We start from the raw sequence: 16579 nt of genomic DNA on the forward strand, positions 1-16579 counted from the left end.
TGTTCTTATGTTTTTGCGTGTGAATATTTCTGAAAATGAATAAACTGCCTTCATTAGTGGCTCATATGACCATTTTAGACCTTCGTCGATTGCGAATTTATAAAATTAAAGAGAAGCGTTAAACCTTTCATCACGGCTTTCTGTCTAATCGTGTTCCGATTACCTTCAAGCTCTATATGATGAACTTTTTCGAAGCCGTTATCGGCACTCAGTGCAATATAAACACTGCCAACAGGCTGTTCCTCCACTTGATCTGGACCAGCAACACCTGTAAAGCTAATGCCGACTTTTGTTTGAAGGGTGGTCTTAACTTGACGCGCCATTTCCAATGCACACTGTTCACTTACAGCTCCGTAATTGTCTAAGATGTCTTTTGATACACCAAGCAGTTGTTGTTTAGCATCGTTATGATAGGTAATAAGTCCACCCGGACACACGTCTGATGCACCAGGTACGGAAATGAGTTTGGCTGTAAAGAGGCCGCCTGTCAAGCTTTCAGCAGCCCCGACTGTCCAATGCAGAGCTTTTAATTGAGAAACGACGACAGATTCAAGTGTGTCTTCATCCGAGCCAACATAATAATTGTGGAGGCGCTTTACAATGACGGACTTTGTGGCCTCCAATAACACATCAGCATGTTCATCGGAACGTTCCTTTGCTGTTAGACGAATGACATTACCCTCTGACTGTGACAAAGGTGCAATTGTTGGATTATGCTGGTTCGCAATTAAATCTTTCAGTTCATGTTCAAGTTGCGATTCACCAATGCCTGCAAATTTTAACACTGTCGACTTAATGACCATATCAGTTCCTACAAGCTTCTTAATATGAGACAAAACCCCTTCACCAAACAGCTGCTTCATTTCTCTTGGGATACCCGGGAGAAATATCCACGTGCAATCTGCATGCTCAACAATCATACCTGGAGCCATTCCAGCCATATTTTCTAAAACGATTGCCCCTTCAAATACACGCGCTTGTTTTTCATTATTAGGAGTCATTTCAAGCTGATGTCGTTCGTAATAGTCGACTATTTTTTTTAAGGATAATTCATGATTAATCATGGAGAGTCCGCTTAACGCACTGAATGCCTCTCTTGTCATATCATCTTCGGTCGGACCAAGTCCCCCAGTTACAATAACGAGATCAGATCGAGATTGAGCATGGGAAAACGTTTCTTGAACCCTGTTTAAATTGTCACCGATTACACTATGATAAAGGACATTAATACCATTTTGTGCTAATTGATCAGACAACCATTGTGCATTCGTATTAGCGATTTGACCTAACAACAACTCTGTTCCTACAGCAATAATCTCCGCATTTATAGATGATGTGTTCATTTAGAATCCCTCATAACATGCCAATTTTTAACAAAGTATTCGACACCTGACCAAAATGTTAAGATCATAGCAATGTAAAGCATAATCGTTGCAAACGGGATACCTGTATATGAAAATGGGAAATTGTGCAGCAAAAGAGCAGATGTTGCAACAATTTGGGTCACTGTTTTGATTTTGCCCATACTGCTTGCGGCAAGAACGATCCCTTCACCTGCAGCGACGAGTCGAAGGCCTGTAACAGCAAATTCTCTACTTAATATAACAATAACGACCCATGCAGGTGCTAGGCCTGATTCAACAAGAAGGATCAAAGCCGCGGAAACGAGTAATTTATCAGCGAGTGGATCGAGGAATTTCCCTAGATTTGTTACCAAGTTATACTTGCGTGCATAATAACCATCGATCCAATCCGTTGTTGATGCTAAAATAAAAAGCATTGCCGCACTAAAATGTGCAATTGGTAGAACCGTATCACCGATCTCCCATTCTCCCCAACCAAACGGGACGCTGTACAAAACAATAAAAATCGGTATTAAAATAATTCGTGATAAAGTAAGTTTATTTGGTAAATTCACAGTCGTACATCCTCCTAATCAATATACAGGACCCTTCCAAAACAGGACTTATAGGAAGGGTCCAGTCATAACATTAAATTTTTATTCTTTAGTGTAAAACTCATTTGATGTTTATGGTAATGTTTTGAACGACATATTGCTTTGGATCATTTGGTAAATCCAATTCTACACCATTAATTTTAATGGATATACCTGAAGCATTGCCGATCTTGAGATACACTTCATTTTCACCTGAAAAATCAATTTCTAAAGGGGATTGCTCCGCTTCAAAGAAATCGTAATAGAGCATTTCTTCATCTGTATCTGTTACTGTCAGCCACGTTTTAACATCTGTTTCTAACGTTGCTAAAATGGCGTCACCTGCGTGCTTTAATTCGTATACTGCCGTTGCACTATTGCCAGTCGTTTGATTGTCAATGAGTTCAAGCTCTAGTTCTGGTTCTGCTGGTTCTTCAGTCGTATCAGCATTGTCCTCAGTATCATTTTCTTCTTCAGCGTTATCGTCCGTATTCGATGTACCATCATTTGATGCACCGTCGTTGCTTCCAGGGTTACGAATCACTTCATTGTCTCCTGGTTCTTCAATCGCATTTTCTGGTGCCTCATCAGTGAGGTTCTCTTTAATAAAGTACCAAGCAGCAAATACAATGCCAAGTACTAATATAACAACGATGATTCTAGGGATGATCGAAAAAACAGCAGAGTTTTTAGCCGGAACAGTACTTTTACGTGAACGTTGAATGCGTGTATATTGTGGCGCATCATCCTCTTGCAGTTTTGGTAAATCATTTTCATACTCAGCAAGGAGCTCATCAGCATTTAAGCCTACGCTGACAGCATACTCTTTAATAAATGCTCGTGCATAAAATGTCCCTGGTAGTATTTGGTAATTTTCTTCTTCGATTGCATGTAAATAACGCTTTTGTATTTTAGTCGTTTCCTGTAATTCATCTAATGAAATATCTTTCGCTTCACGCGCTTCTTTGAGCCTAGTACCTATTCCCATAAATAACACCATCCATTTTTAGAAATCAATCAAACATGGAAAAACCATTATCTTGAATTATGTTAGGTTGTTCAATCGCTTCATAAGTAATTTTTTCGTCCTCGTTACTTCTTAATTCGATGATGTAATCGAAGTCCTCTAATTCATATTCGGTCGTTTGTATAAAAACGTCAGGATGCTCAACAACCTTCACTGCCGGAAGTTGCATGATTTCCCTAATCAATTGCCAGTGTACGTCATTTGCCCGTCGTTTTGATACAACGCCATCAATGATATAAATATGATTTTGGCTATATTCCCCTTCAATGAGCTCATTTCTAACAGTTTGCTTTAAAAGTGTGCTTGACACAAAGACCCATCTTTTATTTGCACTTACACTAGCTGCAACGATCGATTCCGTCTTACCGACGCGCGGCATGCCACGAACACCAATAAGCTTGTGTCCTTGTGTCTTATACAATTCAGCCATAAAATCTACTAACAAACCCAGTTCATCACGCACAAACCGTACTGTTTTATGATCATCGGCATCACGATGAATGTAACGCCCATGTCTAACAGCAAGTTTATCACGTAATTTAGGTTTTCTTAATTTTTTAACGTGAATCGTATCCATTGTTGCTAAAACAGATGACAATCGTGTAATTTGCTCATCCTCTTTTGACAAAAGCAACATCCCACGACGAGAGTCCTCTACGCCATTAATCGTAATAATATTAATCGACAACATCCCCATCAAGGAAGAAATATCACCAAGCAGACCGGGACGATTAATTATAATTTCATATTCAAGATACCATTCTGTTTTTTTCATGAGAAACCCCTTTACACACTTTGCTTATGGTACCCATTTTATCAAAAAGTTATCTACATACATCATATCTGATTTCTCGCTCTGTGAAAAGCCGATTGATACATTTCTTCAAATCAAAACCTAAATTTCCCAATGAAATCATATGAAAAGACAAATAACACCCTTTCTTCATGAAAGAGTGTTATTTGATGCGTGCGTGTGTTATCGAAGGTCGGCTATTGGTTTCTAATGTTGAACAAGCTTGATCATTGTGTTTGCAAGTGTATGCCGTTCTTCTTCAGAAGCGGCATTCCAAAGCTCACGCAAAATCGCTTCTTCTTTATTTTTGGCGTCAACATGCTTCGCAAGATAGTCACCAATTTCATAGGCTACATTAGATATCGTCTGTTGGTCCATACCTTGCGATTGAGCTTGCTCCAATCTATTGGACAAAAAATCTTTCCACGTCTCAAAATTATCAAGAACTGACATGCCCACATGCCTCCTTTATCAATTTTACACACATAGTGTTTGTTGTTTAAGAGGTTTTATGCATGTCATTTCGCCTAAAGACAGGCACTGTAAACGCCGATTAAGGACGCCATCCACCATCGATACGAATGATCTCCCCATTTATACAGGTCGCCTCTCCGATTAGAAAGCGAACGGTTTGTGCAATGTCATAAGGCGTAGCTGCTCTTTTAATAGGTATCTCATCCAGTAGACTTTGTTTATCTTCATCGGATAAATGATCATTCATTTTTGTATCAACATAGCCTGGACTAATGGCATTAACCTTAATACCATTCGGTGCTAATTCTTTGGCTAGCGCCTTAACAAAGCTGTTTTGTGCCCCTTTCACAGAAGAATACACAACCTCCATACTTGCACCACAATCTCCCCAAATTGAGGAAATGAATATGATGTCACCTGCTCGTTTTTGAAGCATGCCAGGCAGTAGCCTCTGAGATATGAGCCAAGGAGATTTAACATGAAGCATAAGCATATGATCCATCACAGTCTCTGTTGTATCCTGGAATAAATTAATATGAGCCTCTCCCCCCGCGAATACAACAGCATCAACAGTAAAAGCCAAACTTGTCAGGAGCTGCTCAACCGATGCATGAATTGTTAAATCAGCTTGGATAACAGATAAAACACGTGTCATTTCAACTTGGTCGATAATATAGTCAATGGCGGAACGATTTTTGTTGTAGTGTAAAATCACTTGATGACCGTCTCGGACCAATTGAATGGCCGTCGCTTGGCCAATACCACCACTCGCTCCAATAATTAATATATTCTTCCCCATGATCATTTACTCCGTTATCAGCTTGCACACAGCTATTTGATCTGGTTTAATCCAGTTTTTCAGAAACTGCTGTGCTTCTTCAACGGAAAGCGATTGAATGACGTTAATCATGCTAAACAAATCAATGCCAAGGCGGTCATAATGGATGAATTTATTAGCCGTAAATTCAAGTGAGTTCATCGCCATAAGCAATTGGCCTATTTTCTTTTTTTTCATTCGTTCAAAATCTTGAAGTGACACTTCATTTTGACCGATCGTTAAGAGCATATGTTTAACGTGCTCAGCAAAAACATCAGGGTGAGTAGTGTTGCTTCCAATGAGCGCGTATCCAAAATTAGGATTTAAATTTGTTTCAAAGTAGAAGCTGTCATCAATCAGATCCTTTTGGTAAAGCTGTTCGTAAAATGCACCACTCTTTGAGAAAAAGAAATCAAGAAACATACTCATGAACAGTTCCTTTTTCAGAAAAGCATCCCCATCCACTGGAATTTCTGGCTCTTTAATTCCAATCGTACATTTAGGCGTTGACACTGGCATTGAGAAGACATGTTCTTTTTTTGCGACAACAGTGGGCTCGTCTGGAAAGACACGATTAATCGGCAGTACTTCTGAAAATGTTTTATTTGATTGATTCATTTCAATCAGTTTGAGCATGTCATTAGGGTCAAAACGACCAGCAACGACCAACGTCATATTGCTAGGATGATAAAACGTATTGTAGCATGTATATAGATCATCCTTCGTAATTAGTTGTATAGACTCAGCAGTGCCTGCAATATCGATATTGACAGGATGATCATGATACATCGCCTTTATCGTTTCCATAAACATCCGCCAGTCAGGCTGATCATCATACATTGTAATTTCTTGTGTAATAATGCCTTTTTCTTTTTCCACTGATTGATCAGAAAAATAAGGGTCTTGTACAAAATCTAATAGTGTTGTGACGTTTTCCTGAATGCGAGATGTCGCACTAAATAAATATGCGGTTTCTGTAAACGATGTAAAAGCATTGGCTGATGCCCCTTGTTTTCCGAAGTCCGCAAACACATCATGGTCTTCTTTTTCAAAGAGCTTATGCTCCAAAAAATGCGCGATTCCATCTGGCACACTTATTGGTTCTTGTTGATTGAAAGGGGTAAACATGCGGTCTATTGACCCGTAATTTGTTGAAAAAACACCATATGTTTTTGCCATTTCTTCCCGTGGAATGAGACATACTGTAAGCCCATTGCTTAATGTTGTCTTATAGATCGTTTCTGAAATATCGTCATATGTGAATTTATTCACCGTGACCACCACCTTTACGTGTCAACAAGTATACAGTGTCTAGCTCCACCTGCTTTGCAACTCGAGCGACTGCTGATTTTTCGACAGCTTTAATCCTGTCAATTAACGCTTTTGGATCAAGTTTTGTGTGAGCTAACACTTGCTGATAAAGCATTTCAATTAAGCCCTTAGGATGATCCATCGTCTCCATAAGCTGATTTACGATCAATTCCTTCGTTTCTTCTAGTTCGCGCTCCGTAAAATCGCCCTGTTTCATTGCTTCAAGCTGCTCGGATATGATCGTTTTGGCAGCGTTATAATCCTCTGGTGCAATGCCACAAAAGACGAGTAAAAGCCCTTTATGACTTTCAATTCTTGAAGCTGCATAATAGGCCAAGCTGTTTTTTTCGCGCACATTCACAAACAACTTAGAGCTGGGGAAGCCTCCAAAAAGACCATTGAACACATGTAATGCACCATAATCATCATCACTGTATGTACAATAAGTCCGGTACCCGATATGAAGCTTTGCTTGCTGAACAGCCTGCTCGTCAATAACGGTATTAGGTGCACTGACAGTGTGTGAAGGCTCTGACGCTTTTTCTGTTCGTTCGAGCTTGTGACGACGCTGAAATGAGGAAAAGAGTTGATCTTGAACATCAGCTTTTTCCACATCACCTAGCACATACACATCAATATCGTCTTCAGTTAGCATCTGTTGATAGTATTCGTAAAGTGTATCAGATTGTATCGCTCCTAAATCATCTTCATATCCGTGTGCATGCAGATGATAGGGCTCTTCCTTGCACATTTCATCTATTAAGCGCATGTTAGCATATGCCATTTTATCATCATAAATAGACAGCAGCTTTTTACGTAACGTTTCTTTTTCCCGTTGAATGATGTCTGATTTAAAACCATTTACAGTTACATTCGGGTTGAATAAAACATCACTCGATAATTGTATTGCTTCTTCTAATATCGACGATTCGTCTGAAATGTATTTTTGGTTTGCGGTATCAAGACGTAATGTAATGATATGGTTATCGCCTTTTTTTGAACCATCAAGCGATAAGCGTGCACCATATAAATGATCGAGCTTAAGCTGTAGGTCCCGTCGTGTCGGATATTTAGCTGGACCTTGTCTTAACACATATGGAAGCAGCGCTCTTTTTGTAATTGTTTCACGCGTAAGGTCTCCTCTTATTTTCACAACAATTGTAATGGTTTTAAATGCTTTATTGGGCACGATATGAAAGCGAATATTTTGGTGCTCGAATATGGTTTCCATCTATCATCCCTCCAACTTGTCTATATTGTGTACACCTCGGAGTTATTTAATCACAGAAAGTAACTGAGAATGGATTCGCATGTTAAGATGTTTTTTCTTCTGATGCGGTAGAAACAAGGACAGTTCGTGGTTTGCTGCCTTCATACGGTCCAACGATACCTCTATCTTCCATTGCATCAATAAGTCGGGCAGCACGTGTGTAGCCAATGCGAAATCTCCTTTGAAGCATGGACACGCTCGCAGTTCCCATTTCGATCACTAATTGAACAGCATCATCATATAAATCATCATCAACTTGTTCCACAGCTTCATTTGTTTCTTCAGGAATCATATCTTCCTGATAAGACGCTTTTTGTTGTTCAATACAATGATCAACAACTCGTTCTACTTCTTCATCTGACAAAAATGCGCCTTGTACGCGAATCGGTTTAGATGCACCTACAGGCATAAACAGCATGTCCCCTCTGCCAAGGAGTTTTTCTGCACCCCCTGAATCAAGTATTGTTCGGCTATCAGTTTGTGAAGACACACTAAAGGCAATTCTTGATGGGATATTTGCTTTAATAATACCTGTGATAACATCTACTGATGGTCGTTGCGTCGCAATGATCAAATGAATTCCAGCAGCTCGAGCCATTTGAGCAAGTCGAGTGATCGCATCTTCTACATCATTGGAAGCGACCATCATCAAATCAGCGAGTTCATCAACTAAAACGACGATATAAGGTAATAAAGGCTGTTGATCTTCAGGCGCTGTCGTTTGGTTATAACGGCGCACATACTCATTGTAGCCTTCAATATTTCGTGTGCCTGTATCCGAGAACAAGTCATATCGTCTTTCCATTTCCGCTACAACTTTCTTTAATGCGCGTGACGCTTTTTTCGGATCAGTCACGACTGGTGCCAACAAATGTGGGATGCCATTGTATACATTCAATTCGACCTTTTTTGGATCAATCATCATCATCTTCACTTCGTGTGGCTTTGCTCGCATTAAAATTGTTGTAATAATACCATTCACACAAACACTTTTACCGCTGCCTGTTGCACCTGCGATTAATAGATGTGGCATTTTGTTCAGTTCAGCAATAATCGAATCCCCTGATATGTCGCGGCCTAGTGCAAAAATTAACTTCCCTGCTTGTTTTGGGGTAACAGTTTCAATAACCTCTCGCAAAGAGACCATTGCAACTTCTTGATTTGGTACTTCAATTCCAACAGCTGATTTACCTGGAATTGGTGCTTCAATTCTTAAATCTCTTGCTGCTAATGCTAATGCCAAATCATCGTGCAGACCGACAATTTTACTCACCTTGACACCAGCTTCTGGATAAACTTCATATTTCGTTACGGCAGGCCCAACATGAACTTTACTCACTTTCGCCTTTACGCCAAAACTATGGAATGTCCGTTCAAGCTTACGAACAACAGCTTGAATATGCGTTTTTTCCTGCTGTTGTGACCCTTGTTCACCCTCAATTAATAAATGCATTGGTGGCAAAGTATAATCATGGTTTTCTGTTTCAGCCATTGGTAATGTTTGTCCTAATGCCATATCATCTTCGGCAGTATCGGTAGTATTGTTTTGACTTTTACGTGTTTCCTTCTCATGCTCTTTCATATTGCTTTCTGTGGAATTAGGATTTGAATAAGCAACATCAGTGAAATCTTGAATGATGGGTTCTGACGAATGTTCAGTCGTCTCTGGAGACACTTCTTCCTCATAAGTCATTTCTTGATGTGCTTCTTTTTGCGCTAAGCGTTTTTCTCGTGACGCTTTAATTTGATTAAGCATGCCACTGATCGTCATTTTTAGTTTTCCAATTAGTTTTTTAAAGAAATCACCTAGAGAAAATTCCGTTAGAAAAATAATGCCGACTATTATGGTGAAGACTGATACAATTTTCGCCCCTACAAACGAAAACAAATAGTAGCAAAAAGCGAAAAGAAGGGCACCGATCATGCCGCCGCCTGTTTGAGCACTTGTTCCCTCTCCTTGAACAAATGCTATGAAGTGTTGCCATGTCGCATTAATAATAGACGTATCTTCTGAAACCATTATTAAACGTTCAAAGGTTTGAATATGCGTGAATAATAGAATTCCGAGAAAAATGATATAAAAGCCGATCATTCTCTTATGCTTAAAATCTGGATAACGTCTTTTTACAAGTAACGAAATTCCTAGTATTAATAAGATAATGGATGCGACAAAATACCAGATTCCTAGAAAGAACCTAAATATGTATTCAAGACCTCCAGGGATGACCCCGTCACTGATCGCTCTCGCACCACTTCCAAAAATAGCCAAAAATATAAATAATAAGCCTAATAGTTCAAATTTAACTTGTTTCTTCAGTCTGCTGCTTTTTTTCTTCCGGCGTTTTTTTGCCATTTCCATCACCTCTTATCTGTTAGCCGACCTTCATTGCAAAGAAAGAGGCTGAGACAAAAGTCTTTTACCCAAATGAAATCCAAATAATACGGCCGCTCCGAAAATACACTTCGCGACCGACAAACATGATGTTTAAGTGTCGGCGTTGGTCACAGGACGTGACCGAACTTAGGCGACCGTGGGCGGCTGTTGAGCCTCGCTCCCACTGGAGTCTACGTGTATTTCCGGAGCTAGTGTTGAGCATTATTCGTCTTTTGGATTAACCTTTTTGTTATGTCCCAGTCTCTTTAAATGTTAGCCCAATTAATTCCATTATATCATATATTGGGTAGGATTGATGTCTTAATTAAGGTACGTAACAACGGATAACAGCTTATTGTTGCTAAATCTTGAGCTGTTATATTATCTTGTAATTTCATATCATTTGATAATGGTTCCAGGTTGAAAATCACCATTTAAAAAATCATTTGGATCGGTTGATAAAAGCTGTAGCATTTCATAGCTACCATCCCCTTTTTGTTCTACAAAGCACATCTTTCCTTGATGGGTCATACACTGTCTTTTTACAAGTGTTTGTTCATCAGTTGGGAAAATATCTGTTTCTGATAAGGGTGTATAAAGAATCATTGAATCACCCCTTCTCCCTGACCACCCGTTTGACTAATGAGTTCATTTACTTTTTGCATGGCCTCTTTCACGCCTCCGATACCATCGATAAGACCATATTCGACAGCATCTTTACCAACAACATTCGTCCCTATGTCTCTCGTCAAATTCCCTTTGGCAAACATTAATTCCTTAAATTTATCTTCTTTAATGTGAGAATGACTCACGACAAAATCGATCACACGGTCTTGCATCTTATCAAGATATTCAAAGGTTTGAGGCACACCAATGACTAATCCGGTCAATCGGATCGGGTGAATCGTCATCGTCGCTGTCGGTGCAATATAGCTATAATCTGATGCAACAGCGATCGGTACCCCAATAGAGTGCCCGCCCCCGAGCACGATCGATACAGTTGGCTTTGATATTGACGCAATCATTTCTGATAGTGCAAGTCCCGCTTCAACATCACCACCAACTGTATTGAGTAAGATAATCAGCCCTTCGATTTTGGGATTTTGCTCAATTGCGATGAGCTGGGGTAATAAATGCTCGTATTTTGTTGTCTTATTTTGTGGCGGCAATTGAACATGACCTTCAACCTGGCCAATTATCGATAACACGTGAATATTAGAATCAGGTGCTTGTGCAACATTTGCTTGACCGAGTTGCTGAATTTTTTGTACAAGAGACGAACCACCTTGTTGTGTGTCTTGTTTATCATCGTTTTTGTTTGGTGTATCATTCGTCATATAGACATAACCTCCAGTAGAGAGCTTTTAAGCGTTAGTATAAACAAAAACAGATCAGTCAATACACGGGATACACTACAGCAAAAAACAAGCGATTGAACAAACCGCTTGTTTTTTGCTTACATAATTTGATCATAACCATTTGGATGATCCTGAGCTATCAATAATTTACCTTGGTCACACTTTCGTACAATTCCGTTAAATCATTTGCTTGTTGTTGTGAAAGATCTTTTAGCGGCAAGCGAACACTTCCTGTTTCAATACCAATATACTGTAATGCAGCTTTAACCGGCGCGGGTGAAGGTTGAGCGAACAGCGCCTCCATTAGGGGTAGGCTGTTATGATGCAGTTTAGCTGCTTTTTCAACTTGACCTGCCTCATACCCCTGTATCATCGCTTTCATCTGGCGCCCTATAATGTGAGACGCGACAGAAACAACACCATGTGCACCAAGCGATTGCATCGGCAACGTCATGCTATCCTCTCCACAATATACAAGAAAATCGTCAGACGTATGTGTGATCACTTTGGAAAGGCTCGTCAAATCATGATCAGCTTGTTTTAACGCTACAATATTACGGATACGACTCAAATCAATAATCGTATCGGGCTCAAGCTGAATAGCTGAACGTCCCGGTATATTGTAAAGCATTATCGGTAAGGATGTCTGTTCAGCGATTTTAGAGAAATGGCTATAAAGCCCTTCTTGACACGGCTTGTTATAATATGGCGTAACGAGCATAACACCATCGACGTCACATGCTTCAGCCTGTTTCGTTAATTGTATAGACTTCGCAGTATCATTAGAACCGGTCGCCGCAATAACAGGAACGCGCTTTCTTACCAATTGCACCACTTGCTCAAATAACGTCAGTTTTTCTGAAGTGGTCAATGTTGCTGATTCACCTGTTGTTCCTGCAACGACCAAACCATCTGATCCAGTTGCAATTAAGTGTTCGATTAATTGTGCTGTATGCTCAAAGCTTAATTCGCCATGCTCGTTAAACGGCGTGACCATCGCTGTTAATAGTTTTGTGTGTTCCATAGGCATCTCCTCTCTTAAATGAATTTAAACGGTCTTGAGAACTGAAGATCCAAGGTCGAATGCTTCATGAAGTGCATTAACTGCCACCGGTAATTCTGAACCAGCTACGAGAACCCATATCGTTGTATGGCTGTCAGCTGACTGCAAAATACGGACGCCTTTATCTGTCAATGCCTCAATCATTTTTGAAGCAATACCAGGCATTCCACTCATCCCGGCTCCAACGACCGATACTTTAGCACATTCTCTATGAACAGTCGCAGCAAACCCCAATGTGTTTAATTGTGCTAACGCGCGATCCGCCAGTACGTCAGGGACTGTATAAACCACCTCTGTCGTAGAAATATTAATAAAATCAACCGATATCCCTGCTGATGCCATTGCTTTAAAGACTTCTGATTGAGATTGCCTTGACGTGTCTTTTGTATTGACTTTAATTTGCGTTAATCCCTGCATATGTGCAATTCCAGTAACAGGACGATCAAATGAGCCATCTGTCTTTGTTTTTGAGCGACGATGGGACACACGTGTACCTGATGCTTTAGAGTAAGTTGACGTAATGCGCATCGGAATATTAGCCTGCATCGCCAGCTCCACCGCCCGCGGATGAACTACAGAAGCCCCTTGGTATGCCATATGACACAATTCGATATACGTCGTATGATGGAGCGGTTGGGCAGAAGTAACCATTCGAGGGTCAGCCGTCATAATGCCATTCACATCTGTGAAAATATCGATACGTTCTGCTTTTAACGCACTTGCTAATGCAGCGGCTGTTGTGTCACTTCCTCCTCGTCCGATCGTCGTCGTGTCTCCCAGTTCTGTTATCCCTTGAAATCCAGCCACTACAACGACATCATTTGCATGTAATTCCTTTAAGATTCTGTTTGGTCTAACGTCTTTTATTTTTGCTCTCGTAAAATCATCTGATGTTAATAAGCCTCCCTGACCACCTGTAAGCGCAACTGCAGAAATATGTTGTGCTCTGATTTCATTTGCCAATATGACAGCTGAAATTGTTTCACCACAAGACATGAGTAAATCCTTTTCCCTAGGTGAGCTACATGAATTAGGCAGATCAAGTAAACTCAATAATGTATCCGTCGCATATGGCTCTGGGAATCGCCCCATGGCAGAAACAACAACAACAGGTTGAAAGCCATTTTCTATTGCTTCTTTAATATGATTGATGACATAATTACGATTGTTTCGGGTGCTAACAGATGTGCCCCCAAATTTTTGTACGATGATTGGCATTCCATCACCTCTAATTTATATCCAGCTTTTGCTAACGAGGGATTCTGCGATCTGTACCGAATTGAGTGCGGCACCTTTCCGAAGATTATCACTTACAATCCACATATGAAAGCCGTTGTTATGGTCAAAATCCTTTCTAATTCGTCCAACAAAAACGTCATCTTTTTGCGCAGCACTTAACGGTGTCGGATATACATTTGAATTAGGATCATCCTCAATTACAATCCCTTTTCCTTCCCTCATGACATGCTTAATATCGCCTACAGAAATATTATCGCTGTCAATTTCAATATATACACTTTCAGCATGTGATGTGACGACAGGTACCCGGACACAGGTTGCAGCTACCGCTAATTGAGGCATTCTCAGCAATTTTTTAGTTTCATTAATCATTTTTAATTCTTCAAAGGTATAACCACCTTCACGAAAAACATCTATTTGTGGTATCACGTTAAATGCGATATTCTTTTGATTTAATGGTTCATCGAGGGGTGACTTTTGAGAAGTAGATAAACCAACCTCTAGATAATCTTGAACCGATGTCTCTAATTCAAAGACTGCTTTTGAACCTGCACCTGATACAGATTGATAGGTTGAGACAATGACCCGCTTCAAGCCAAATGCATCACTAATCGGCTTTAAGGCGGCGACCATTTGAATCGTTGAGCAATTCGGGTTTGCAATAATGCCTTGATGACGACATAATTCATCCTCATTAACCTCTGGTACAACGAGAGGAACATCCGGATGCAGCCGATATACACTCGTATTATCAATTACAACCGCACCTTCTTGAACCGCTTGTGGTACGAATGCTTTGGAAACGGTACCTCCCGCTGAAAAAAACACAAGATCAATGTTGTTGAATGCACCTTGAGACACAGTGTCCAATGAAATGGACGCGCCTTTAAACGGTATTTTAGTTCCTCGAGACCGCTCTGAAGCAAACAGTCGCAATTCATCAATGGGAAAAGCTCTCTGTTCAAGAATGTCAATGATGGTCCGACCAACCGCCCCTGTTGCACCAACAACTGCTACGTTATAGCCTTTATTCATTTACGTTATATCCTTTTCTTGATGATCGTGAGGGATAATGACAGGCTGAATCTGTTTGAAACCAAGTGCTGCTTCAATCGTGTCGGTTAATAAAGTCATATCAGAAACGAGCGAGTTTGGCTTTTTAAAAGGATCATCTTGCCCGTACGGTATGAAATATATGAGTTTGGTTGACATGAGCCGCATCAAATTAACACCATTCAAACCGAGCGCGTCATTTGTTGCAATGCCAAGCACAACAGGTTTGTGGTTACGCATCGTCGCTTTTGCGGCCATTAGGACAGGTGAGTCTGTAATTGCATTTGCTAGACGACTCATAGAATTACCGGTTAAAGGGGCAATCACCATACAATCTAGTGGGTATGCAGGGCCGAGTGGTTCAGCTTCTGGTATTGTAGATATAACACGGCGTCCAGTTAAGGACTCTATTTTAAAAATATGATCTGCTGCCTTTCCAAATTTCGTATCGACGTGCTGGACATTATAAGTGACAATTGGTACAACCTCTGCCCCTTCTTCAATCAGCTTTTCTATTTGTGGAAAAACATCACTATACGTGCAATGGGAGGCCGTCAATCCAAATCCAATCCGCTTTCCTTTTAAGGACATGATATTATGATTCTCCTTTCACTCATTTAAAATTTGTTTAATGACATCTGCCAAGATTTGCCCGGCTGTTTTAGGCGCAACAATTCCAGGCAAACTTTTTGCTAATATGGCTTTTATACCTCGTTGTTCAGCGTATTCAAAATCTGTCCCACCAGGTTGCGAGGCTAAATCAAAGATGAGGGCATGTGATGGCAAGCCTTGAATAACACCCTTTGTTATGACCTGAGATGGTATTGTATTAATGAGCAGGTCACACGTGTTCGTATGATCTTTCAATTCATTTAAAGGAATGGCTTTCAATCCCATTTCTGTAATTCGAGCTAAGTCTTTTATATGTCTAGCTGTCACTGAGACCTTTGCGCCGAGTGCGGAAAATTTATTTGCGACTGTATGCCCGACCCTTCCAAATCCAGCTACAATCACTCTTGAGCCATGAATAGTGTAATCCGTTTGTTCAATTGCCATCATAATGGCACCTTCTGCTGTCGGTATAGAATTATAAATGGCTACATCATCACGATTAAGCAAAGGAATTAATTGTTTTTTTGCTGTTTTCGCCTGCTTCCGTAAGTACCCGTTAGCAATACCTGTGAAAATTAATGCCGTGTGCTTAAGTTGTCGAAACCAATCACTTGTCAGTTGTATGTCATCATCAGAAAATACCGGATTTACATATCCGTCGTCATCAGTTCCCGTAATTGGTAATATAATTGCATCGAGAGATCCAGGGTCAAGGTCAGAAAAATCGACCTGTTTTAATCCTGTAAAACCTTGCTCTAGCTTATCGTAGCCAACAAGATGGATGGTCGTATCTGGAAGAAGCTTCAATTGTCTTATTAACTCCAAATATCGTCCATCACCACCGATTACTGCAATGCTTTTATTCATATGGTCATGCACCCTCCATCAATTGATGAATTATTCATTCTCTATAGCGTATGTAGCGCTTTATTGTTGGTGCATAAATAAAAGAGGCTGACATGCATCAGCCTCTTTACAATTCGCTCAAATATGCGTTTGATTTTATAAATAAGGTGTCTCTATCATGATCATATCTTCGCCAATTTTTTTTATGGAAGACCATTCAATAATTGTTTCAGCACCTTCTTTTTTTAATCCGAGCCATTTATAATTCGCAATGATTAAAGATTCAATTTGGCCTGTTTTTTCATTAATCTGCAAGTCCGTTTGACCGAGCACACCTAACCGTGTACCGTGTGTAATGTTAACAATTTCTTTACCACTAATATTGTTATAGCGCATATCATCCCCC

The 16579-nt window shown here is 40.2% G+C and carries 17 protein-coding genes; all 17 read right to left on the reverse strand.

Translation table 11 applies throughout. From position 1 onward, the window contains the following. Nucleotides 1-74 precede the first annotated feature (74 nt). A complete protein-coding gene (locus HPC67_RS00830; RefSeq protein WP_217585544.1) occupies nucleotides 75-1343 on the reverse strand; it encodes a competence/damage-inducible protein A in 1269 nt (422 codons plus the stop codon). Next, nucleotides 1340-1918, reverse strand: a complete 579-nt coding sequence (gene pgsA, locus HPC67_RS00835) for a CDP-diacylglycerol--glycerol-3-phosphate 3-phosphatidyltransferase (protein ID WP_217585545.1) — start codon at nucleotides 1916-1918, stop codon at nucleotides 1340-1342. The genes HPC67_RS00830 and pgsA overlap by 4 nt, the downstream gene beginning before the upstream one ends. A gap of 100 nt (nucleotides 1919-2018) precedes the next feature. Further along, on the reverse strand, nucleotides 2019-2924 hold the full coding sequence (locus HPC67_RS00840; protein ID WP_217585546.1) for a helix-turn-helix domain-containing protein: 906 nt from the start codon (nucleotides 2922-2924) through the stop codon (nucleotides 2019-2021). Nucleotides 2925-2949: 25 nt separating this feature from the next. Then, complete coding sequence (locus HPC67_RS00845; RefSeq protein WP_217585547.1) at nucleotides 2950-3738, reverse strand: DUF3388 domain-containing protein; 789 nt, start codon at nucleotides 3736-3738, stop codon at nucleotides 2950-2952. Between the two features lie 225 nt (nucleotides 3739-3963). After that, a complete protein-coding gene (locus tag HPC67_RS00850) occupies nucleotides 3964-4209 on the reverse strand; it encodes a DUF3243 domain-containing protein (protein ID WP_217585548.1) in 246 nt (81 codons plus the stop codon). Nucleotides 4210-4309: 100 nt separating this feature from the next. Then, nucleotides 4310-5029, reverse strand: coding sequence for an elongation factor P 5-aminopentanone reductase (gene ymfI, locus HPC67_RS00855; RefSeq protein ID WP_217585549.1), 720 nt, complete (start codon nucleotides 5027-5029; stop codon nucleotides 4310-4312). Nucleotides 5030-5035: 6 nt separating this feature from the next. Next, entirely contained in the window at nucleotides 5036-6319 is a 1284-nt protein-coding gene (gene yfmH / locus HPC67_RS00860; protein ID WP_217585550.1) for an EF-P 5-aminopentanol modification-associated protein YfmH, read from the reverse strand. Then, on the reverse strand, nucleotides 6312-7589 hold the full coding sequence (gene yfmF / locus HPC67_RS00865; protein ID WP_217585551.1) for an EF-P 5-aminopentanol modification-associated protein YfmF: 1278 nt from the start codon (nucleotides 7587-7589) through the stop codon (nucleotides 6312-6314). The genes yfmH and yfmF overlap by 8 nt, the downstream gene beginning before the upstream one ends. A gap of 82 nt (nucleotides 7590-7671) precedes the next feature. Beyond that, nucleotides 7672-9981: an FtsK/SpoIIIE family DNA translocase gene (locus HPC67_RS00870; RefSeq protein ID WP_217585552.1), complete on the reverse strand. Its 2310-nt coding sequence runs from the start codon at nucleotides 9979-9981 to the stop codon at nucleotides 7672-7674. A 420-nt stretch (nucleotides 9982-10401) separates the two neighbouring features. Further along, the gene (locus tag HPC67_RS00875) at nucleotides 10402-10608 is read right to left on the reverse strand and encodes a YlzJ-like family protein (RefSeq protein WP_217585553.1); all 207 of its coding nucleotides are present in this window, start codon (nucleotides 10606-10608) and stop codon (nucleotides 10402-10404) included. Next, complete coding sequence (locus HPC67_RS00880; RefSeq protein ID WP_217585554.1) at nucleotides 10605-11339, reverse strand: ClpP family protease; 735 nt, start codon at nucleotides 11337-11339, stop codon at nucleotides 10605-10607. Before HPC67_RS00880 ends, HPC67_RS00875 begins: the two co-directional genes overlap by 4 nt. Before the next feature lie 160 nt (nucleotides 11340-11499). Beyond that, nucleotides 11500-12384 carry a 4-hydroxy-tetrahydrodipicolinate synthase gene (gene dapA, locus HPC67_RS00885; RefSeq protein ID WP_217585555.1) on the reverse strand — a complete coding sequence of 295 codons (885 nt, stop codon included), beginning with the start codon at nucleotides 12382-12384 and terminating at the stop codon, nucleotides 11500-11502. Nucleotides 12385-12408: 24 nt separating this feature from the next. Continuing rightward, nucleotides 12409-13641, reverse strand: coding sequence for an aspartate kinase (gene dapG, locus HPC67_RS00890; protein ID WP_217585556.1), 1233 nt, complete (start codon nucleotides 13639-13641; stop codon nucleotides 12409-12411). 15 nt (nucleotides 13642-13656) lie between these two features. Next, nucleotides 13657-14697 carry an aspartate-semialdehyde dehydrogenase gene (locus HPC67_RS00895; protein ID WP_217585557.1) on the reverse strand — a complete coding sequence of 347 codons (1041 nt, stop codon included), beginning with the start codon at nucleotides 14695-14697 and terminating at the stop codon, nucleotides 13657-13659. After that, entirely contained in the window at nucleotides 14698-15306 is a 609-nt protein-coding gene (gene dpaB / locus HPC67_RS00900) for a dipicolinate synthase subunit B (RefSeq protein ID WP_217585558.1), read from the reverse strand. A gap of 18 nt (nucleotides 15307-15324) precedes the next feature. Beyond that, nucleotides 15325-16194: a dipicolinic acid synthetase subunit A gene (gene dpaA, locus HPC67_RS00905; protein ID WP_217585559.1), complete on the reverse strand. Its 870-nt coding sequence runs from the start codon at nucleotides 16192-16194 to the stop codon at nucleotides 15325-15327. A gap of 135 nt (nucleotides 16195-16329) precedes the next feature. After that, the gene (locus tag HPC67_RS00910) at nucleotides 16330-16569 is read right to left on the reverse strand and encodes a YlmC/YmxH family sporulation protein (protein WP_217585560.1); all 240 of its coding nucleotides are present in this window, start codon (nucleotides 16567-16569) and stop codon (nucleotides 16330-16332) included. Between the last annotated feature and the right edge of the window lie 10 nt (nucleotides 16570-16579).

The sequence above is a fragment of the Lentibacillus saliphilus genome (assembly GCF_019093865.1).
Lineage (GTDB): Bacteria > Bacillota > Bacilli > Bacillales > Amphibacillaceae > Lentibacillus_B > Lentibacillus_B saliphilus.